Source organism: Paraburkholderia sp. (assembly GCF_034668105.1).
Taxonomy (GTDB): domain Bacteria; phylum Pseudomonadota; class Gammaproteobacteria; order Burkholderiales; family Burkholderiaceae; genus Paraburkholderia.
This window is the reverse complement of record NZ_JAXDPY010000172.1, coordinates 1-19,572: the sequence shown is the minus strand read 5'-3', so window position 1 is coordinate 19,572 and position 19,572 is coordinate 1. Positions and strand designations below refer to the sequence as shown.

Annotated in this window: 15 protein-coding genes; 4 read left to right on the top strand and 11 right to left on the bottom strand. The window is 64.0% G+C overall.

The features are described from left to right. Positions 1-6 precede the first annotated feature (6 nt). Positions 7-450, top strand: a complete 444-nt coding sequence (locus tag QOC89_RS08115; RefSeq protein WP_323044554.1) for an excinuclease ABC subunit A — start codon at positions 7-9, stop codon at positions 448-450. Positions 451-548: 98 nt separating this feature from the next. Here the strand turns inward: QOC89_RS08115 and QOC89_RS08110 are convergent, their stop codons facing one another. Further along, positions 549-1,277, bottom strand: coding sequence for a class I SAM-dependent methyltransferase (locus tag QOC89_RS08110; RefSeq protein ID WP_323044553.1), 729 nt, complete (start codon positions 1,275-1,277; stop codon positions 549-551). A gap of 88 nt (positions 1,278-1,365) precedes the next feature. Here QOC89_RS08110 and QOC89_RS08105 point away from each other — a divergent pair, with 88 nt between their 5' ends. Then, positions 1,366-2,664 carry an NAD(P)/FAD-dependent oxidoreductase gene (locus tag QOC89_RS08105; RefSeq protein ID WP_416340373.1) on the top strand — a complete coding sequence of 433 codons (1,299 nt, stop codon included), beginning with the start codon at positions 1,366-1,368 and terminating at the stop codon, positions 2,662-2,664. 111 nt (positions 2,665-2,775) lie between these two features. Here the strand turns inward: QOC89_RS08105 and guaD are convergent, their stop codons facing one another. From guaD to QOC89_RS08055, 10 genes are all read right to left on the bottom strand, one after another. Next, a complete protein-coding gene (guaD, locus tag QOC89_RS08100; protein WP_323044551.1) occupies positions 2,776-4,113 on the bottom strand; it encodes a guanine deaminase in 1,338 nt (445 codons plus the stop codon). 106 nt (positions 4,114-4,219) lie between these two features. Next, on the bottom strand, positions 4,220-5,266 hold the full coding sequence (locus QOC89_RS08095; RefSeq protein WP_323044550.1) for an adenosine deaminase: 1,047 nt from the start codon (positions 5,264-5,266) through the stop codon (positions 4,220-4,222). 95 nt (positions 5,267-5,361) lie between these two features. Next, positions 5,362-6,375, bottom strand: a complete 1,014-nt coding sequence (gene xdhC, locus QOC89_RS08090) for a xanthine dehydrogenase accessory protein XdhC (protein WP_323044549.1) — start codon at positions 6,373-6,375, stop codon at positions 5,362-5,364. A 98-nt stretch (positions 6,376-6,473) separates the two neighbouring features. After that, complete coding sequence (gene xdhB, locus QOC89_RS08085) at positions 6,474-8,903, bottom strand: xanthine dehydrogenase molybdopterin binding subunit (protein WP_323044548.1); 2,430 nt, start codon at positions 8,901-8,903, stop codon at positions 6,474-6,476. After that, positions 8,903-10,450 carry a xanthine dehydrogenase small subunit gene (xdhA, locus tag QOC89_RS08080; RefSeq protein WP_323044547.1) on the bottom strand — a complete coding sequence of 516 codons (1,548 nt, stop codon included), beginning with the start codon at positions 10,448-10,450 and terminating at the stop codon, positions 8,903-8,905. Before xdhA ends, xdhB begins: the two co-directional genes overlap by 1 nt. A 503-nt stretch (positions 10,451-10,953) precedes the next feature. Next, complete coding sequence (locus tag QOC89_RS08075) at positions 10,954-11,463, bottom strand: disulfide bond formation protein B (protein ID WP_323044546.1); 510 nt, start codon at positions 11,461-11,463, stop codon at positions 10,954-10,956. 172 nt (positions 11,464-11,635) lie between these two features. Then, a complete protein-coding gene (locus QOC89_RS08070; RefSeq protein ID WP_323044545.1) occupies positions 11,636-13,015 on the bottom strand; it encodes an amidase in 1,380 nt (459 codons plus the stop codon). Positions 13,016-13,131: 116 nt separating this feature from the next. After that, positions 13,132-13,812, bottom strand: coding sequence for a GntR family transcriptional regulator (locus tag QOC89_RS08065; protein WP_323044544.1), 681 nt, complete (start codon positions 13,810-13,812; stop codon positions 13,132-13,134). Positions 13,813-13,968: 156 nt separating this feature from the next. Beyond that, positions 13,969-15,321, bottom strand: coding sequence for an MFS transporter (locus QOC89_RS08060; protein WP_323044543.1), 1,353 nt, complete (start codon positions 15,319-15,321; stop codon positions 13,969-13,971). A gap of 7 nt (positions 15,322-15,328) precedes the next feature. Next, positions 15,329-16,018 carry a DUF2848 domain-containing protein gene (locus QOC89_RS08055; RefSeq protein ID WP_323044542.1) on the bottom strand — a complete coding sequence of 230 codons (690 nt, stop codon included), beginning with the start codon at positions 16,016-16,018 and terminating at the stop codon, positions 15,329-15,331. Positions 16,019-16,239: 221 nt separating this feature from the next. Here QOC89_RS08055 and QOC89_RS08050 point away from each other — a divergent pair, with 221 nt between their 5' ends. Both QOC89_RS08050 and QOC89_RS08045 read left to right on the top strand, forming a co-directional pair. Continuing rightward, complete coding sequence (locus tag QOC89_RS08050) at positions 16,240-17,997, top strand: cation:proton antiporter (protein WP_323044541.1); 1,758 nt, start codon at positions 16,240-16,242, stop codon at positions 17,995-17,997. Between the two features lie 127 nt (positions 17,998-18,124). Beyond that, entirely contained in the window at positions 18,125-19,570 is a 1,446-nt protein-coding gene (locus QOC89_RS08045) for a type 1 glutamine amidotransferase (protein ID WP_323044540.1), read from the top strand. The last annotated feature ends 2 nt before the right edge of the window (positions 19,571-19,572 follow it).

Below are 19,572 nucleotides of genomic sequence, written 5' to 3'. Positions count from 1 at the left end.
GCTTCTATGAAACGCAACGTTCTGTTTGCCGCGCTGTTCGCTTCAATCGCCACGTTGAGCGCGACTCAAGCCTTCGCCCGCGACACGGTCGCCAACTATCCGATCGATGCGGCACTCCAAAGCGAACCGGGCAAGGTCAGCGAGGACGTCAAACTGTATTTCGCGGGTCAATCGCACCCGGCCGTGCTGAAGACGATGGGCAATTTCGCGACCAACAAGAAGACCAACGCCTTCGGCAAGAGCGACCTGCAAGCGTGCCAGCACGTCTTCCTGTCGGCCGTGATCGAATTGCAGGACCGCGCGCGCAAGGAAGGCGGCAACGCGGTGATCAACATCAAGAGCAATTACAAGAACGAAGTGCGTGAGAGCGCGACGGAGTTCACGTGCGGCGCGGGTGCGGTGATCGCCGGTGTGGCGTTGACGGGCGATGTGGTGACGCTGCGCAAGTAAGCGCGCACGCGGTTTACGCAAATGAGCATGCAAACAGGCATCCAGATAAGCGCGCGTTGATGCAACGAGGCGGTGCTGCGCCACCGCCTCGGCAAGGATCAATCGGCCTTGAGCGCCGCGACATTGACCAGCGTTTCACGACGCTTGCCAGGTTGCGGACGGTACAGGCCGATGCGTTCGAGCAAGCCGAAATCTTTGGCGCGGCTCCACCAGAGATACGGCAGCGAGACGTTGCGCTGCTCGAAGCGGAAACCGCCGCGGCGGATCATGTCGAGGTAGCCGTCGGCGCTTTTCTGCACGTGCATGGGATGACGGAACAGCAGACGGATCACCCACGATTTGATGTACGCGTCGGTGGATTCCGCGAACAGCAGGATGCCGCCCGGTTTGAGCACGCGGCGGAACTCGGCGAGCGCGCGGTCCTGTTCGACGAGATGGTGGAAGGTTTGATGGCAGAACACGATGTCGGCGCTGGCATCGGCCAACGGCAACTGCGCGCAATCGCCGTGCAGCACTTCGATATCGGCGAGCTTGTCACGGCACGCGCTAGCCGCATGGGCGGCGAGCGTTAGTGACGGTTCATGAAAATCGACACCGACAAGGCGGCGCGGCTTGAACGCTTCGGCGAGCAGGTGAAACGAGATGCCTTGTCCGCAGCCGACGTCGACGATCACCGGCGCGGCAGGCAAGGGCGCGTCGATCAGGCGTTTGAGGTCGTTGATCGCGACCCGCAGAACATGATGTTCCCACGTATGGGTACGCAGGAACCAGATCCCGAAGGCCGTTTCCGGCACGAAAGGCACACTGGATGTTTCGGATGGCGACACGCTGGGCTCCCGTCAGAAGATCGCTCTTGCTGGGTTTTATAGCGGGGTGTTCTCGCTGATTTTTGCGTAATTGTAACGAGAAGTAAGGATGCAGCGTAACGCTGTTCCGAGCAAGCAAACGATTGAGGCAACCTTGATTACACATTCGTCAAAGCGCATGACCGTCGACGTAGCGATCATCGGCGCGGGTCCGGCAGGCGCAGTCGCGGCGGCGCTGTTGCGCCGGGCGGGCCGCTCGGTGCTGGTGCTGGAGCGCCAGCATTTTCCGCGCTTCTCGATCGGCGAGAGTCTGCTGCCGCAGAGCATGACGTACCTCGAAGAGGCCGGCATGTTGCAGGCCGTGGTCGAAGCCGGTTTCCAGTACAAGAACGGCGCGCATTTCATTCATCGCGGCCAGTCGTCGGCGTTCGACTTCCGCGACAAGCATTCTCCGGGTTGGGGCACCACCTATCAGGTCGAGCGCGCGGTGTTCGACGATATTCTGATTCGCTGCGCGGCGCAGCAGGGCGCCGAGGTGCGCTTCGGTCACGCGGTCCGCGCGATGCATCCGGGCGAAAATGGCAACAAGCCGGTGCTCGAGGTGATCGATGAAGCGGACCACGCATACGAAGTGGAGGCGCACTTCGTGTTCGACGCGAGCGGCTTCGGCCGTGTGCTGCCGCGCTTGCTGAACCTCGAAGCGTCGACCCGTATGCCGACTCGCGCCGCGATCTTTTCGCACGTACAGGACGGCATTCCGATCGGCATGACCGACCGCAACAAAATCTGTGTGGCAACGCATCCGGAACGCCGCGATGTGTGGTTCTGGATGATTCCGTTGGCGGGCGGCCGTTCGTCGGTGGGTTGCGTCGCGGAGGCCAGTTTTCTCGAGGTGCCGGAAAGCGAGCGCGAGGCGAAATTGCGCACGCTGATCCAGCAGGAGCCGTCGCTCGGGCCGTTGATCGGCAATGCGCCGTTCCTGATGCCGGTGCGTCACATTGGCGGCTACGCGGCGAACGTGGAGCGTTTGCATGGACCGGGCTATGCGTTGCTCGGCAATGCGGGCGAATTTCTCGATCCGGTGTTCTCGTCCGGCGTGACGATTGCATTGCGCTCCGCGCATCTCGCCGTGCAGACGTTGAACCGGCAACTGGACGGCGAGCAGGTCGACTGGTCGGCCGCTTACGACGTGCCGTTGCGCAAGGGAATCGATACGTTCCGCGCGTTCGTCGAGCGTTGGTACACGGGTGAACTGCAGGACATCATTTTCTATCCGCATCAGACGCCGTCGATCCGTCGCATGATCAGCGCGGTGCTGGCGGGTTATGCGTGGGACGAGTCGAATCCGTATGTTGCCGATCCGGTGCGGCGGCTGAATGCTTTGCACGAAGTGTGCATGCAGTCTTGACCGGCATATTGCACGGCATGGGGCAAATAAAAACGGCGCTTCCTGCGGGAAGCGCCGTTTTTTATTCAACCGCCTGAATCAACCCAGGGCGTCACGCGGGCGATCCAAGGATCAAGCGGCGATTTTCGCCACACGCTGCGCATGCTGACGCACGTCGTCGCGACGATGCACGCGCTTACCCGCGGCATACGTTTCGTAGATCGCGCGATCGTCGCCGAGTAGCGCGAACGCGAACAGCAGTTCTTCGAGCGACTCGGTGCGCGCGGTACGGCGCGCGAGCAGCGGTGTGGCTTGGGGATCGAGCACGACGAAGTCGGCTTCCGACTTCGGCTTCAGCGTGCCGACCTTATCGGCCAGATCGAGCGCTTCGGCGGCGCCCGCGGTGGCGAGATAGAACATGCGCGTGGCCGTCAGATGATGGCCGGTGAGACGGGCGACCTTATGCGCTTCGTTCATGGTTTGCAGCATCGAGAACGAGGTGCCGCCGCCCACATCGGTGGCCAGCGCGATTGGCATGCCGGCTTCGTCGGCCTTGTCGAAATCGAACAGGCCGCTGCCGAGAAACAGATTCGAGGTAGGACAGTGCGAGGCGACCGTGCCGGTTTGCGCCATGCGCTTGCGGTCTTCCTCGTCGAGATAGATGCAATGGCCGTACACCGCGCGGCGGCGCAGCAGACCGTAGTGATCGTAAATGTCCAGATAGCTGCGGTGGCCCGGGAACAGATCGGCGACCCATTTCACTTCGTCGGTGTTTTCGGCGACGTGGCTCTGGATGAAGATGTCCGGATGCTTGCCCGCCAGCACGCCGCATGCTTCGAGTTGCGCTTCGGTCGAGGTCGGCGCGAAACGCGGCGTGAGCGCGTACATCTGGCGGCCGCGATTGTGCCAGCGGCCGATCAGCTCGGCGCTGTCGTCGTAACCCGATTGCGCGGTGTCGCGCAGGAACTCGGGGCAGTTCCGGTCCATCAGCACCTTGCCGGCCACCATGCGCAGATTGCGCGCTTCGCTCTCGGTGAAGAGTGCATCCGCCGATTCCTTGTGAACCGTGCAATACACGAGCGCGGTGGTCGTGCCGCAAGCCAGCAGTTCTTCGACGAAAAAACTTGCCGTGTCGCGTGCGTACGCCGGATCGGTGAAGCGGCGCTCGGTCGGGAACGTGTATTCGTTGAGCCACGGCAACAAACCCGGCGCCGGCGACGCGATCATGTCGGTCTGCGGATAGTGAATGTGCGTATCGATGAAACCCGGCACGATCAGCTTGTCGCGCATCTCCTGCACCTGGGTGCCCGGCGCGAGTTGCGCCGCGAGCGCGGCATACGCGCCCGCCGCGACGACATGGCCGTCTTCGACGATCAGCAGGCCGTCCTCATTGAAGAGCGCCGCGTTGGACGATTGCGCGGGATCGCCGTTGAAGGTCAGCAGTTGTGCGCGGTAAGCCGATTGAGTCATGGGTGAAACCGTCTCCGTATTGGTGAGGAGCTAAACAGCGCAGACGGCGGCTTGATGCTGGTTCTGCCATGAACCCGTGCCGCCGCCGGCTGCTCTGCATTGGCCGTCAGTGCGGGCCGCTTTGATGCCAGTGAGCGTCGAGCTTCTCGATCAGTTCGCCGCGCTGCTCGGGCGTGACGAACGACGCTTCGAAGCTGTTGCGGATGATCGTGTAGACCTCCGCATCGTTGAGCTTCAACGCGTCGATGGTGGCGAAATAATTGGCGTTCACGTAGCCGCCGAAATAAGCCGGATCGTCGGAATTCACCGTGACGGCGACGCCGCGATCGAGCAGGTCCTTCAGTGTGTGCTTGGTCAGGTCGTCGAACACGCAGAGCTTGAGGTTCGACAGCGGGCACACGGTCAGCGCGACCCGCGAATCGGCCAGACGCGTGACCAACGCCGGATCTTCGATGCTGCGCACACCATGGTCGACGCGGTCCACTTTCAGCAGATCGAGCGCTTCGTAGATATACGACGGCGGCCCTTCTTCGCCGGCATGCGCAACCAGCTTCAGACCGAGTGCGCGTGCCTGGGCGAAGACACGTTCGAACTTCGACGGCGGGTGGCCGCGCTCCGACGAATCCAGCCCGACACCGATCAGGCGATGCTTGTATTGCTCGAACAACGGCCGCGCTTCTTCAAACGTGGCGAGCGCATCTTCTTCGGACAGATGGCGCAGAAAACACAGGATCAGCTTGCTCGTCATGCCGCGTCGTTCTGCGTCGGCGAGCGCGCGTTCGATCCCGGCCACCACCGTTGCGATGGGCACGCCGCGCTCCGTATGCGTCTGCGGATCGAAGAAGATTTCGCTGTGAATCACATTGTCGGCAAGACAGCGTTCGACATACGCCATCGTCATGTCGTAGAAGTCCTGCTCGTGCAGCAGCACGCTGGCGCCGGCGTAATAGATGTCGAGGAACGATTGCAGATCGGTGAACGCGTACGCGGCGCGCAAGGCTTCGATCGACTCGTAGGCGAGCTTCACGCCGTTGCGTTCGGCGAGCGCGAAGATCAGTTCAGGTTCGAGCGAGCCTTCGATATGGATGTGCAGCTCGGCCTTCGGTGCGCGGGCGGTTTTCTCTAGTAGTGGGGTAGGGGTCGTTGTATTCATGGTCGGTCAGAAGTTCATTGGAGTCGGTTCGCGCCGGATGCCGAGTGCGGGACAGCATGCAATCGCGTTAGAGCGGCACGTCGATTGTGCGGCAATCAAACCGTTTGCGCCGCGTGCGCGCCCGCATTCGCCTCCACGGCCTGCAACACCTGGGCGGCCGCCGAGATCGCGATGATCTCCGGCGACTTGTCGACGATGCCGTCCACGCCGAGCGGGCACTTCATCCGCGCAATCTGCGACGGATCGATGCCGCGCGCGGCCAGCCGATGTTCGAACTGCTTGCGCTTGCTGTGCGAGCCGATCATGCCGAAGAACGCGAAATCGCCGCGCCGCAGAATGCGCTCGGCCAACTCGAGATCGAGCGCATGGTTGTGCGTCATCACGATGAAGTACGTATGTGGCGCGGCCTGGTCGATGGCTTCGTCGGGCGCGTCGTTCGGATCGATCTTCACGTTCGGCGCATGCAGCGTTTCCACCGGGGGAAACTGCGCATCGCGTTCGTCGACCCAGCGTACTGTGCAAGGCAGCGTGGCGAGCACGCGAACCAGCGCCGCGCCCACGTGTCCGGCGCCGAACAGCACGACCCGGAAGTCGCCTGGCGCGATGGTTTCGGTGAGCAGCGCGCCGCTGTCGTCGAAACCGGCGCCGTCCCACAGCAGGCAATCGGAGGCATCGACACCCGGTTCGGGGTCGGACAGCATCACCGCATCCGGTGCGGGGCCGAATGATACGCTACGCACCGTCGATTGGCCCGCGGCCACGCGTTTCGCCAGCGACGTGATCCAGCCGAGGTCGCCGATATCGAGCCGCTCGAAGGCGAGAATCACCGCGCCGCCGCAGCATTGGCCGAGGCTCGGCCCCAGCGCGAAACGTTCGAGGCGGCGCATATGCGGCGAGCGCATGCCGTCGCGCAGCACCTGGCGTGCGGTCTCGATGGCCTTCCATTCGAGGTGTCCGCCGCCAATCGTGTGCTTGGCCGAATCGCGCGTGACGATCATCTTGGTGCCGGCTTCGCGGGGCGCCGAACCTTCGACGCGCGCGACCGTCACCAGCACGGCGGCATCTCCGTGCGCGAGCAGTTGTTGCAGGTCAGGTAGCCAGGCTTGCATCCGGCGGTTCTCCATACTTGGCCGCGCGGGGTGTCCGTGCGGCCGGTTGAGTGTGGCGGGACGCGTTCCTGTCGCGTCGGGCCGTTGCTTGATGTTGCTTACGTGGTTGCGGTTGTGATCGTGCTTGCCGCTTGAGTCAATTGTTCCATTGCGTGGTCCGTGGCCGTCACCTGCGATTGCAACGCGTCGAGCGCATCGAGAATCGCTTCGGGCGTCGCCGGCGCGCGCAACGGGGGCGCATCGCTCGCGCCCGGCACCGCCGCCGCGACCGCGTCACGAATCGCGAGGAACACGGAGAACGGCAGCAATAGAGGCGGCTCGCCCACGGCCTTCGAATGGAACACGGTCGGCTCGGCGTTCTGGTTCTGGTAGAGCTGAACATGGAACGCCGCCGGCGTATCGCTCACGGCGGGGATCTTGTACGTCGACGGCGCGTGCGTCATCAGGCGGCCATCGCGGTTCCACCACAATTCTTCGGTTGTGAGCCAGCCCATGCCTTGAATAAAGCCGCCTTCCACCTGGCCGATATCGATCGCCGGATTGATCGATTGACCGGCGTCGTGCAACACGTCCGCACGCAGCAGTTTCCATTCGCCGGTCAGCGTGTCGATCACCACTTCCGACACCGCCGCGCCGTACGCAAAGTAGTAAAACGGGTGACCGGTCAGCGTTTTCGCATCCCAATGCACTTTAGGCGTCGTATAGAAACCATCCGACCACAACTGCACACGGGCCAGATACGCTGCGCCGACCAGTTGCTGGAACGGCATCGCACCGCCGTTTACCGATACTTCACCATGAGCGAATTCCACCGCGCCGGGGGTGCCCCCGAGTTGCTTCGCGGCCAGTTCGGCAAGCCTGTCGCGAATGGTCCGCGCGGCGGCTTCCGCGGCTTTGCCGTTCAGGTCGCTGCCGGTGGAGGCGGCGGTCGCCGAGGTGTTGGCGATCTTCGAGGTGTCGGTCGCCGTGACGCGCACGCGCGAAAGCGGCAAGCCGAACTGGTTCGCGACGACTTGCGCGACCTTCGTGTTGAGCCCCTGGCCCATTTCGGTGCCGCCGTGATTGACGAGCACGGAACCATCTTTGTACACATGCACCAGCGCGCCGGCCTGATTCAGGAACGGCACGTTGAACGAGATGCCGAACTTCACCGGCGAGAACGCGAGGCCGCGTTTGAGCACCGGACTTTTCGCATTGAACGCGGCGATCGCTGCGCGGCGCGCGCGGTAGTCGCTGGTTTCGAGCAACTCATCAGTGAGCGGCGCGATGATGTTGTCTTCGACGCGTTGTCCGTAGGGCGTCGTGTCGCGCTCGCCGATACCGTAGTAATTCGCGAGTCGCACGTCGAGTGGATCGCAGTTCAATTGACGCGCGATGCTGTCGAGCATCACTTCCATCACCAGCGCGCCTTGCGGGCCGCCGAAACCGCGGAACGCGGTATTCGATTGCGTGTTCGTCTTGCAGCACAGCGCGACGATGTCGACGTCGGACAGGTAGTACGCGTTGTCGAAGTGGCACACCGCGCGAGTCGCGACCGCGCCCGACAGGTCAGCGGAATAACCGGCACGTAACGCGATTTCCACGCGTGCGCCGAGAATCCGGCCGCTATCGTCGAAGCCTGCTTCGTACTCGTAGACCGCGTCGTGGCGCTTGCCGGTGATCATGAAATCGTCGTCACGGTCGGCGCGTAGTTTGACCGGGCGGCGCAGCAGTTTCGCCGCCAGCGACGCCACGCATGCAAACACCGCCGATTGCGATTCCTTGCCGCCGAAGCCGCCACCCATGCGCCGGCATTCGCACACCACGCTATGCGCCGGCCAGCCGAGCATATGCGCGACCACCTGTTGCATTTCGCTCGGATGCTGCGTCGAACTGTAGACCAGCATGCCGTCCATTTCCTTCGGCACGGCATACGCGATCTGGCCTTCGAGATAAAACTGTTCCTGGCCGCCCACTTCGAAGGTGCCGCGGATTTTATGCGGCGCGGCGGCGATCTTCGCGTCGGGCTCACCGCGTTTCAGATGCAGCGGCGGCAGGACGAACTGCTTGTTGGCCTTCGCTTCGGTTGGCGTGAGAATGACGTCGAGCGGCTCGTATCGCACGACGTCATCGCTCCTCGCCAGCGCTGCGGCGCGGCGCGCGAGCTCATGCGTTTCGGCGATCACGGCGAATACCGGCTGGCCGAGGTACAGCACCTCATCTACCGCGAGAATCGGATCGTCATGCAGCACGGGGCCGCAATTGTTCTCGCCGGGGATATCTTCAGCGGTCAGCACCGCGATCACGCCGGGCGCTTTTCTGACGGCCTCCAGATCGATCGACACGATACGGGCATGCGCATGACGCGACAAGCCGAGCGCCGCGTGCAGCGTGCCTTGCGATTCGGGGACGTCGTCGGTGTAAGTGGCTTCGCCGCTCACGTGCAGCGTGGCGGATTCGTGCGGCAACGACACGCCGATGGCCGTCTCGTTCTCCTGAACGGCGGCGTGCTGCGCGGCATGGTCGACGAAAGCATCGGTCCGGTTCATCACGACGACTCCTTCGCAATGGCCTCGTTCGGCGCGCCGGCTTCGTACGCGAACGCATTCACGTCGAAGAGGGCGAGCGGCGCGTCATCGCGCGTTTCGAGGTGGAAGCGCCACACCAGGTTGCGCGCCACCTTCAGTCGATAGGCGCTCGAGGCGCGCATGTCGGTGAGCGGCTGGAAATCGGCGACGAGTGCGTTCATCGCTTGCCGCGCGGTGCTTTCGTTCCACGTTGCGCCGTTCAGCACGGCCTCGGTTTGCGCGGCGCGTCTGGGCGTCGCGGCCATGCCGCCGAAGGCGATGCGGGCTTCCCTGATCGCCCCGTTTTCACCCATGTGCAGCGCGAAGGCGGCGCATACCGCGGAGATGTCCTGATCGTAGCGCTTCGACACCTTGTACGTGCGAAAGCGCAGATCGCTCGCCGGACGCGGCACGCGCAGCGCCGCGACGAATTCACCCGCCGCGAGGGCGGTTTTCTGATAGCCGAGGTAGAAGGCGTCGAGCTTCAGCGTGCGGGTTTTCGGACCGTGGCGCAGCACCACGTCGGCGCCGAGCGCGAGCAGCGCGGGCATCGAATCGCCGATCGGCGAGCCGTTCGCGACGTTGCCGCCGAGCGTGCCGGCATTGCGGATCGGCAGCGACGCGAAGCGCGTCCACAATTCCGCCAGTTCGGGGTAGTCGACGGCGAGTGCCGCGTAGGCGTCTTCGAGCGTGACGGCGGCGCCGATGGTCAGCGTCTGCGCATCGCGTTCGATCGTCTTCAATTCGCCGACGTTGCCGATGTACAGGATGTCGCCGAGATCGCGAAACTGCTTGGTGACCCACAGGCCGACGTCGGTGCTGCCCGCCAGCAGGCGCGCGTGCGGATGCTCGGCGCGTAGTCTGGCGAACGCGTCGAGCGTGAGCGGGGCATGGAAGCTGGGCGAGCCGAAGGCGGCGCCGCGCGTATCGGGCGCGCTGTATTCGAAGGTCTCGCGACGCTGGATCTCGCGCAGCTTGCCGGCGACCGCCTTGCGGTCCAGCGTCACGCGCGGGTATTGCGGGTAGTCGAACATCTTCTGCGACGCGTCGACAATCGGCCGGTAGCCGGTGCAGCGGCACAAATTGCCGGATAGCGCGGCGTTGATTTCGTCGCGGGTGGGCAGGCCGGCGGCGGCCGGCTGGTTTTCGTACAGCGCCCACATCGACATCACGAAGCCGGGCGTGCAGAAACCGCATTGCGAGCCATGACAATCGACCATGGCCTGTTGCACGGGATGCAGGGCGCCGTCGGCGGCGCGCAGGTCTTCGACGGTGAAGAGGGCTTTGCCGTCCAGCGTCGGCAGAAACTGGATACAGGCGTTGACCGCTTTCAGCGCGAGCCCGCCTTGCGCATCCAGTTCGCCGATGACCACCGTGCAGGCGCCGCAGTCGCCTTCCGCGCAGCCTTCCTTGGTGCCCGTGCAATGCAAATCCTCGCGCAGGTGCTGAAGCACGGTGCGCGTCGCCGGGACGCCCGCGGCCTCACGGACGGACCCCTGGTGATAAAAGCGGATGGTTTGCGTTGTCATGGCGAATCCGAAAGACAGTGCGGACCGGGCGCGCGTTACGCATGGGGTCGCGCCAAAGCCGGCCTCGCGCACGTAGATCGCCATCCAGTTCCGAAGATAGCATTACCTTGTCTCGAAAAGATTTCCCAACTCGCATGAAGCTTATTCGGACGCGGTGATGTGATAAGTACGATTCGCGATAAGGCGGGAAGTTGCGTGGGGATGTACGGATGGCGCAAAACCAGGTGGGGCGGGGCAGACGCGGGTTGCGGGCGGGTTTGTGGCGCGCCTGAGTGGCTGCTGAGTGCTACGGGAAGTGCATGGCTGCGATCTGGCATTCTGGTCGCGGCAGAAGGGCCTCTTTATCGCAAAAACGTTGCGCAGCGGCTGTTAGCGGGCGTTCGAAGTCGGATGGCAGAGCCTCTGCGGGCTGGCGCCGAGATGAAAACGCCGGCCTTCGAGCCGCCATAAAAGACGGTGCAAAAGCCGGCGCAAAGCGGGTTATTTCAAGCGGAATAGCGCGATCAGGCGAACCGGCGTCGATTTTTGATCAGGCTCAACGCCAGCGGCACGAACGCCACGACGAAAGCGACCAGCGACCAGGTGGGCAGCGAAAGCCCGAGAATCGGCGGATAGGCCGTTTCGCAGAGGCCGGCGACCTTGAAAACGCCCGGCAGCCAGTGCGCCGGCGGCAAACTGTCCACCACGGGCTGCAGCGCGTCGAAACCGCAGCTGAAGCCGGGATTTGCCTGAACATACACGTGCCGCGCGGCGGTCGCGATGCCGGCGAGGGCCGACAGGGCCGCCAGCACTTCCAGCAGCCGCACGCCGCGCCAACTGTTGAAGCGCGCGCCGAGGAACGCAAAAATCGCGATCAGCAGGAAGAAATAGCGCTGAATGATGCACAACGGGCACGGGTCTTCGTGCAACCCGTATTGCAGATACAGTGCGCCGGCGACGAGGCCGACGCAGATCAGGCCAAGCAGAACCAGCAGGGAGCGCTCGCGGCGCAGCATCGCATTGTCGTTATTCATGGATCGTGTGGCGGTCTGGAAACAGAAAGGGCGGGTGCTCGCGATTCTAGCGCGAACCTCCGCCCCGGCGCTTATCGCGCTTTTAAGTCGTAATCCGGTCAGCGGGCGACCAGTTGCCGCTGGGTGCTATCTGGTTGCCGCCTATTTTCCACGCAGCCGCCCTGATTCGCGGTCAGCGAATCGCGTTGAGCACCGCTTCGGCGGCGCGGCCGATTGCCAGCAACGCGTCGTCGGCGTGCGGCGCGCCCGCCAGCATCAGGCCGACCGGCGCGTCGCCGCGCAAATGACAAGGCAGCGACAGCGCGCAGGTGTCGAGGAAGTTGAACACGCTGGGATTGCGCAGGATCAGCGCGTTGGTGCGGCCAAACGCGTCGTCGTCATCGGTCAGATCGGCCACGCGCGGCGGCACGACCGGCACAGTCGGCGCGACCACCGCGTCGAACCGTTGCCACAGCGTGCGTGCGGCTTCATCGAGCATGGCCTGGCGTTCGGCGACCAGGTCCAGATAGTCGGCGGCGCTGGCGGGTTGGCCTTTCAGGATGCGCACCAGCACGCGCGGATCGTACTGCTCGCGGTGCTTCTCCAGCAGCGGACGGTGCCATGCATACGCTTCGATCGGCGAAAAGCCGAAGCGGTTGATCTCGGGCAAACGGTCGAGCGGCGCGAAACGCACTTCGCTGACGATTGCGCCGGCTGCTTCGAGGTGCTTGAGCGCGGTGTCGATCGCGGCGGCGACCGCCGGTTCGACACCGTCGGTCACGAAATTGGTCAAGACGCCAAGCCGCACGCCTTCGAGCGGCCGGGCCGCCGGAATGCGCGGCTCGAGCCCGGCCAGCATCCGGTCCACCAGCGCACAGCACGCAACCGAGACGCCGATCGGCCCGAACGAGTCGAGCGTCGAAGAAAGCGGTACACCGCCTTGCTTCGGAATGCGATCGGCGGTCGGCTTGAAGCCGGTCAGGCCGCACAGCGCCGCCGGAATGCGGATCGAACCGCCGGTGTCGGTGCCGAGCGCGATAGCCGCCATGCCGTCCGCGACCGACGCCGCCGCACCCGACGACGATCCGCCCGAAATCCGCTCGTCGCCTTTCATGCCACGCCGATACGGCGACAGCGGATGTCCGTAGTGCGGGTTCAGGCCCAGTCCGGAAAACGCGAACTCGCTCATATTGGTGCGCCCAACGATCACCGCGCCCGCCCGTTTCAGGCGCGCGACCGCGACCGCGTCAGCCTTGGCGGGCGGCGCGTCGGCCAGCACCACGGAACCGGCGCGCGTCGGCTGGCCTTCGATATCGAACAGATCCTTGACCGACACCGGAATCCCGGCGAGCGGCGAGAGCACGGTGCCGGCGGCGCGCAGGCGGTCGTGCGCATCGGCGGCGGCGCGCGCGCTGTCGGCGTCGACGTGCATGAAGGCGACCGCCCCCTGGCCGGCCGGATCGGCAATCCGGTCGAGCGCGGTTTCGACGAGCGCGCGGCTCGTGGTGCGGCCGGCGGCGAGGTCGGCGGCAAGCTGGGCTAGCGGCGGGAAGGGCGTGAATTCAGTGGCCATGGTGTCGGGAGAATCCGGTTAGATGCGCGGTTAGCTTGAGATCACTGTGCGGCGGGTGCCCGCTGGCTGGGCCGGCGGGTCCGCGGTCAGGGTCGGTCAGATGCGTTCAGGTGCGGTCAAATGCGGTTGAATAAGGTCGCGCGGAACGCTTCGATATGCTTTTGCACCGATTGCCGGGCGCCTTCGGCATCGCGTTCGCGCAGCAGGCGAAACAGCTCCAGATGTTCTTCGTGCACGTCTTCGAGATGATGCGGCTCGGACAGCGAAATGAACCAGAAGCGCAGCGAGCGCTCATGCAGCCCGCGCAGAATGTCGGCCAGCACCGGGTTGCGCGACGCCGCCGAAATCGCCAGATGAAACTCGCGGTCGATATCCATCATGCCTTCGATATCGTGCGCGGCCGCGCATACCGACGAGCGGTCCAGCAGGGCCTGCATCGCGTCGAAATCGTGCTGCTGCGCGTGGCGCGCGGCCAGCTCGACGCAGTAGCTTTCGTTGACGAGCCGCACGTCGATGATCGCCAGCACGTCGTCGAGCGAAACCGGGCGAACCATGATGCCTTTTCTCGGCATGATGGTCAGCATGCCTTCGTGCACCAGCCGGTGCAGCGCCTGATGCACCGGCGTTCTGCCGATGCCGGTCAGCACCATCAATTCCGCTTCGTTGAGCACTTCGCTGGGACGCAAGCGCATCGTGATGATCTCGCGCTTGACGAACGCATAGGCTTGTTCGGCGAGACTCGCCGTGGCGGTCTCACGTGGGGCACTGGAACGGCGAGCAGTCTGCAAAAGCGTCATGTGAAAAGAAAGCGGGCGGTGTCGTCCGCATTGTAGAGCAAGGTATTGCGCGGACGACGGCGGACGGGGACGGCTCACCGGCGCCATCCGCGCGTGACGCGCGCGGGCTTCAGGTCACGGGCTTCAGGTCGCGAACATCGCGGCAGGCCCAGCGCGTCAGGCGCTCTTCGGCGTCACCGCTGCGGCGTGCTGCACCTTCACACGCGGCATCATCAACGTAACCAGTCCGCCGACGATCAACGCCCCCGCTATCAGCACCAGCCCGAAAGTCACGCTATGCGTCGCGTCCTTGACGATGCCGAGCACATACGGGCTCACATAGCCGGCCAGGTTCGCAATCGAGTTGATCACGGCGATGCCGGCAACGGCCGCGGTGCCCTGCAGGAACGTGGTGGACATCGACCAGAAGATGCCGAAGCCCGCCAGAATGCCGATGTAAGCGATCGACAAACCGGTCACGGCGAGCGGAATCGAATTGGTCACCGAGGCACTGCCAAGCAAACCCGCCGCGCCGATGAAGCAGCACACGGCATAGTGCCAGCGCCTCTCGCCGGTGATATCCGACGAGCGGCCGATCAGGATCATGCCGATGCCCGCCGCCAGATAAGGAATCGCGGTAACGAAGCCGTTGGTGACGAGATCCGTGACGCCGAGGTCCTTGACGATCTGCGGCAGCCAGAACGAGAAGCCCGCGTTGCCGGTGACGAGGCAGAAATAAATCAGCGTCAGCAGCCAGAAGCGGCCCGAGCGCAACGCCACCGCGAGGCTGTGTTCAGCGCCGGCTGCCGTTGCCGCGGAGTTTTCGCGCGAGAGGCGGCCGAGGATCACGCGCTTTTCGTCGTCGGTGAGCCAGGCGGCTTCGGCGGGCGTGTTGCGCAATACGGCGAGCGCCCAGAAGCCGGCGAGGATCGACGGAATGCCTTCGATCAGGAACATCCACTGCCAGCCGCGCAGGCCGTGTGTTTCATGCAGCGCCGACATCAGAAAGCCCGACAACGGCGCGCCGATGATGCCCGCCACCGGAATCGCCGCCATGAACACGGCGACCATCCGCGCGCGCCGGTCGGACGGAAACCAGAAGGTCAGATACAGCACCACGCCCGGTACCAGCCCGGCCTCGGCGACGCCGAGGAAAAAGCGCAGCACGTAGAACATCGTTTCCGAGCGCACGAACATCATCAGGCACGACAGCAGCCCCCACAGCATGGTGATGCGGGCGATGGTGGCGCGTGCGCCGAACTTTTTCAGCAGCAGATTGCTCGGCACTTCGAAGACGAAATAGCCGAAGAAGAAAATCCCCGCACCGAGTCCGTACGCCGCGTTCGACAGGCCGAGGTCGCCGGTGAACTGCAGCTTCGCGTAACCGATGTTGACGCGGTCCAGGTACGACAGCACGTAGACGAGAAACAGGAACGGCATGATGCGCCAGGTTATCTTGCGCAGCGCGGTGGCTTCGAGCCACGCGTCCGAAGACGCGTCGGCGTTGGCGGAGAGCGATGGGGGATTCATGCGTGCCTCATTCGACGACAGGTAGCGCGTGCACGCGGTAGGCGTGGCGCAGCGTGCGGTTCAGGATAGGGTCGTGCAGTTCGAGTTCGAGCGCGTCGCCGTCAGCCATGCCGACGATCCCGCCCTGTACGGCCAGCGTGCCGCAGAACATCGCGGCACCCTCGGCGACGGGCGCGCGTTCCAGCAGATTGGCGGCCGGCAGCAGCGAGGCGACGCTGCCTTGCTGATAAACGCGCCGCTCGCCGTTGCTTGTCACGGCGAAAGCGCGCAGTTCGAGTTGATCCCAGTGACCGGCGACATCGTCGAAACGCCAGGCGTCGCGGGCCACCGGTTTCGGGCAAATCTGCTTGGACACGGTGACGCCATAGGCCTCGACTTCACGGTCGGTATGGTCTGAGCCGACGGTAACGAGCAGTCCCGTCCTGGAGCGCACCAGCACGCACTCGGCTTCGCCGCTGGACTTCACGCCGACCACGTCGATCAATTCGGCCTGCGTCAGCAGCTCTGCACCGAGGCGATAGAAGCAGGGCGTGGTCGAAGGCCGCTTCACGCCGAGTTCGGCCAGTTCGGCGATGTGATGCTCGATTGCCGCCTGATCGCGCCCGGCCCAGCCGGCTATCGTCAGACGATTTACTTCGACGATCTCGGCGCAGCTGGCGCCGGAACGATCTACCACATTGAAGGACACCTGCTGCATGACTCGACTCCCAGGAAAATATTCGTCAAATATTATTGTGATATTTCACTGGCGTCCAGCGTGTCAAAAAAGTTTCGGCGGAAGTTTCAGCGGGCGCGTCGCGGCGGGCGGCTCGCGAACCGGCCAATCCCAAGCCCTTTCGACGTTTGCGGGATTCGGCGCAACACGCCTGTACGTTACACTGCGTTTTTGAGACATTACTTTTTGTAAGGTACGCATCCATGCATCATGGCATCGGCTTCATTCAGGATCTGGCGGTCGTGATGGCGCTCGCCGGCGTCGTCACCGTGCTGTTCCATCGCCTGAAACAGCCGGTGGTGCTGGGCTACATCGCCGCGGGCGTGATCATCGGGCCGTACACGCCGCCGTTCCAGCTGATCCACGACGAGCAGACCATCCAGACGCTCGGCGAACTCGGCGTGGTATTCCTGATGTTTTCGCTCGGGCTCGAATTCAGTCTGCGCAAGCTGTTCAAAGTGGGTGCGACGGCAATCGTCGCGGCGCTGTCCGAAATCGTGCTGATGCTGTGGATCGGTTACGAGATCGGCAGCGCGTTCGGCTGGAGTTCGATGGACTCGCTGTTCCTCGGCGCGATTCTCGCGATCTCGTCGACCACCATCATCGTCAAGGCGCTCTCCGAGCTGGGCCTGAAGCGCGAGAGCTTCGCGCAACTGGTGTTCGGGATTCTGATCGTCGAGGACATTCTCGCCATCGCGATGCTGGTGCTGCTCTCCGGCATTGCGCAGACCGGCCAGTTGAGCGCGGGTGTCGCCGTCGTGACGCTCGGCAAGCTGCTGCTCTTCATGACGGTGTCGCTGGTGGTCGGCATTCTGGTCGTGCCGCGTGCGTTGAACTACGTGGCGCGCGCGAGGAGCGACGAAATGCTGCTGGTGTCGGTGCTCGGCTTCTGCTTCGGTTTCTGTTTGCTGGTGGTCAAGCTCGATTACAGCATTGCGCTCGGCGCGTTCCTGATCGGCGCGATCATGGCCGAGTCGCGCCATCTGCATCGGATCGAGCATCTGATCGCGCCGCTGCGCGACGCCTTCTCCGCGATCTTCTTCGTGACGATCGGCTTGATGCTGAACCCGGCCGTGCTGGTCGAGTACGCATGGCCGATCGCGGTGATCACGGTGGCGGTGATCGTCGGCAAGATCGTGTCGTGCGGACTCGGCACTTTTCTGGCCGGCAAGGATGGCCGCACGGCGATGCGGGTCGGCATGACCGTCTCGCAGATCGGCGAGTTCTCGTTCATCATCGCGTCGCTCGGCTTGACCTTGAAGGTGACGAGCGCGTTTCTGTATCCGATCGCGGTGGCCGTTTCGGCCCTGACCACGCTCTTCACGCCGTACCTGATCCGTGCCGCCGACCCGCTGACGCAGCGTCTCGGCCAGGCGATGCCACGCACGCTCGCTAATGGCTTCGGCATGTACGGGCAGTGGCTGCGCAGCCTGAGCACCGAAACCGGCGAACCGACGCTGTTCAGCATGACGCGGCGGATCATTTTGCAGATCGCCGTCAATCTCGCGCTGGTCGCGGCGATCTTTCTGATCGTGTCGTATAGCGCGCCGTACACCGCCACCTGGCTCGCGCACTGGATAAGTTCCGAGCCAATGCAGCGCGTGGTGCTGTGGAGTATCGCGCTGGTGCTGTCGATGCCGTTTCTCGTGGCGGTCTATCGCAAGACCAAGTCGCTCGCGCTGTTGCTTGCCGAGGTGAGCGTGCAGTCGGTGACAGCGGGGCGCTTCACCCGCGCCATCCGTTACGCGATTTCCGACCTGGTGCCGGTGGTTTCGATGGTTGGCGTGTTTTTGCTGGTCGCCGCGCTCTCGGGCAGCATCTTGCCGCCGACGGGGCTTCTGACCGTGGTGCTGATATGCGCCGCGGTGTTGCTGGCGTTGGTCTGGCGCTGGTGCGTGAAAATCCACGCGGCGATGCAGATCGCGCTGCGCGAAACTTTCGAAGAACAGCCGGATCCCTAAGTTAGACGGCGCTGTGCGTTGATCCGCAACAATGTGAGCAATTGTGTGCGGGTTTGCGGGGCTTGGCCCGCTAGCGGATAATCAGGGCATATTCATTCGTTCGCGTGAAGGCGCCTGTCTGATTGTCATGAGCGAAAACAAACCTGAAGACGCCGGCAAGCCCGGCGGCCCATCGTCGCCTGCGGCGACGCCAGGCACGACCACTCCGCCGACGGTGTCCAGCACGCCACGCTCGACCGCTTTGCCGGAACAGTTGTCGGCTAACGTGCCTGCTGCGTCAAGTGCATCGCCCGCTGCCGAAGAGGCGGCCGTACGATCCTCGACCGACGACCCGCAGAGCGCGTCTACCGTGACGCCTACCGACGCGCAAACGGCGCGGCAACGCGATGCGGCCGAAGCGCGCAGCGCGGCGGCTGTCTCGACCGCGAAGCAGGAGGCCGCAGTCCACGAGCGAAACGCAGCTAAAGCAGGTTATGCGGCCAGGGTTCACGCCTCGCGCCCGACTACGCTCGAAAGCAGCGAACCGCTCGCCGGCGAATTGAGCGCGCCGGTTGACGCGGCCACTGTCACCGAAAAAGCGGAAGAAGCCGCCGCGGCCACCCGCCCGGCCGGCTCGCCGCCGCCAGGCTTCGGCGCCGCGCCTGATTTCACCGCGACGAATCCGCCGCCGCCGAACGCGTTGCCGCCATCACCACCGCGCTACCTGAAACAAAACGATTCGGCGTGGACCGTGTTCGGCCGCATTATCGCGGCGCGTGCGCGTCAGCTATTCGATCGCGCCGGTCAACGGATAACGCAGCGCACCTTGCGCATCGGCGTATCGGCACGCATCTTCCACCCGGAGCCGGGCGCGAAGGGGCTGCGCGGCAAAACGCTGCAATATCTCGAGGAGTCGATCGCGCACTGGGTGATGTCGCGCGACGTGCTGGTGTTCATGATTCCGACGGTCGGTCATCAAGGCATGCTGCACCCGAGCAACATCCGTCTGCGCGACTATGCGAAGCATCTCGACGGTCTGCTGCTGCAAGGGGGCGCCGACGTTTCGCCGCAGTCGTACGCGGAACAGGCGACGAGCCCCGAGTGGCCGGGCGACCGTGTGCGCGACATGTACGAACTCGAACTGCTGCATGAGTTCATCGAGTCGGGCAAGCCGGTGCTCGGCGTGTGCCGCGGTTGCCAGTTGATCAACGTGGCGTTCGGCGGCACCTTGTACCAGGACATCGCCACCGATGTGCCGACGGCCGGTGCGCACGTCAACGAGAACTACGATCAGCATCGGCATGGCATTCATTTTCCGGACGGTTCGACGCTGGCCAATATGTTTCCGGGCCGCCGCGATGCAATCGTCAACTCGATTCACCATCAGGCAGTCAAGACGCTCGGCCGCGATCTGAATATTGAAGCGGTGTCGGCATCGGACGGCATTATTGAAGCGGTGCGCTATCGGCGCGCGCCGTTCGTGATGGGGGTGCAGTGGCATCCGGAGTTTCATCGCGCTGGCGGTCCGGAGTTGCTCGACTGCACGCCGTTGCTCGATACCTTCTTGCGGGTGGCGCGCGAAACACGGTTTTAAGG

Bases quoted from the DNA above. Each gene is read 5' to 3' on its own strand.
- xdhA (WP_323044547.1), bottom strand. From the start codon at position 10,450: ATGACAACGCAAACCATCCGCTTTTATCACCAGGGGTCCGTCCGTGAG.
- QOC89_RS08050 (WP_323044541.1), top strand. From the start codon at position 16,240: ATGCATCATGGCATCGGCTTCATTCAGGATCTGGCGGTCGTGATGGCG.
- xdhB (WP_323044548.1), bottom strand. From the start codon at position 8,903: ATGAACCGGACCGATGCTTTCGTCGACCATGCCGCGCAGCACGCCGCC.
- guaD (WP_323044551.1), bottom strand. From the start codon at position 4,113: ATGACTCAATCGGCTTACCGCGCACAACTGCTGACCTTCAACGGCGAT.
- QOC89_RS08095 (WP_323044550.1), bottom strand. From the start codon at position 5,266: ATGAATACAACGACCCCTACCCCACTACTAGAGAAAACCGCCCGCGCA.
- QOC89_RS08045 (WP_323044540.1), top strand. From the start codon at position 18,125: ATGAGCGAAAACAAACCTGAAGACGCCGGCAAGCCCGGCGGCCCATCG.
- xdhC (WP_323044549.1), bottom strand. From the start codon at position 6,375: ATGCAAGCCTGGCTACCTGACCTGCAACAACTGCTCGCGCACGGAGAT.
- QOC89_RS08075 (WP_323044546.1), bottom strand. From the start codon at position 11,463: ATGAATAACGACAATGCGATGCTGCGCCGCGAGCGCTCCCTGCTGGTT.
- QOC89_RS08065 (WP_323044544.1), bottom strand. From the start codon at position 13,812: ATGACGCTTTTGCAGACTGCTCGCCGTTCCAGTGCCCCACGTGAGACC.
- QOC89_RS08070 (WP_323044545.1), bottom strand. From the start codon at position 13,015: ATGGCCACTGAATTCACGCCCTTCCCGCCGCTAGCCCAGCTTGCCGCC.
- QOC89_RS08105 (WP_416340373.1), top strand. From the start codon at position 1,366: ATGCAGCGTAACGCTGTTCCGAGCAAGCAAACGATTGAGGCAACCTTG.
- QOC89_RS08055 (WP_323044542.1), bottom strand. From the start codon at position 16,018: ATGCAGCAGGTGTCCTTCAATGTGGTAGATCGTTCCGGCGCCAGCTGC.
- QOC89_RS08115 (WP_323044554.1), top strand. From the start codon at position 7: ATGAAACGCAACGTTCTGTTTGCCGCGCTGTTCGCTTCAATCGCCACG.
- QOC89_RS08060 (WP_323044543.1), bottom strand. From the start codon at position 15,321: ATGAATCCCCCATCGCTCTCCGCCAACGCCGACGCGTCTTCGGACGCG.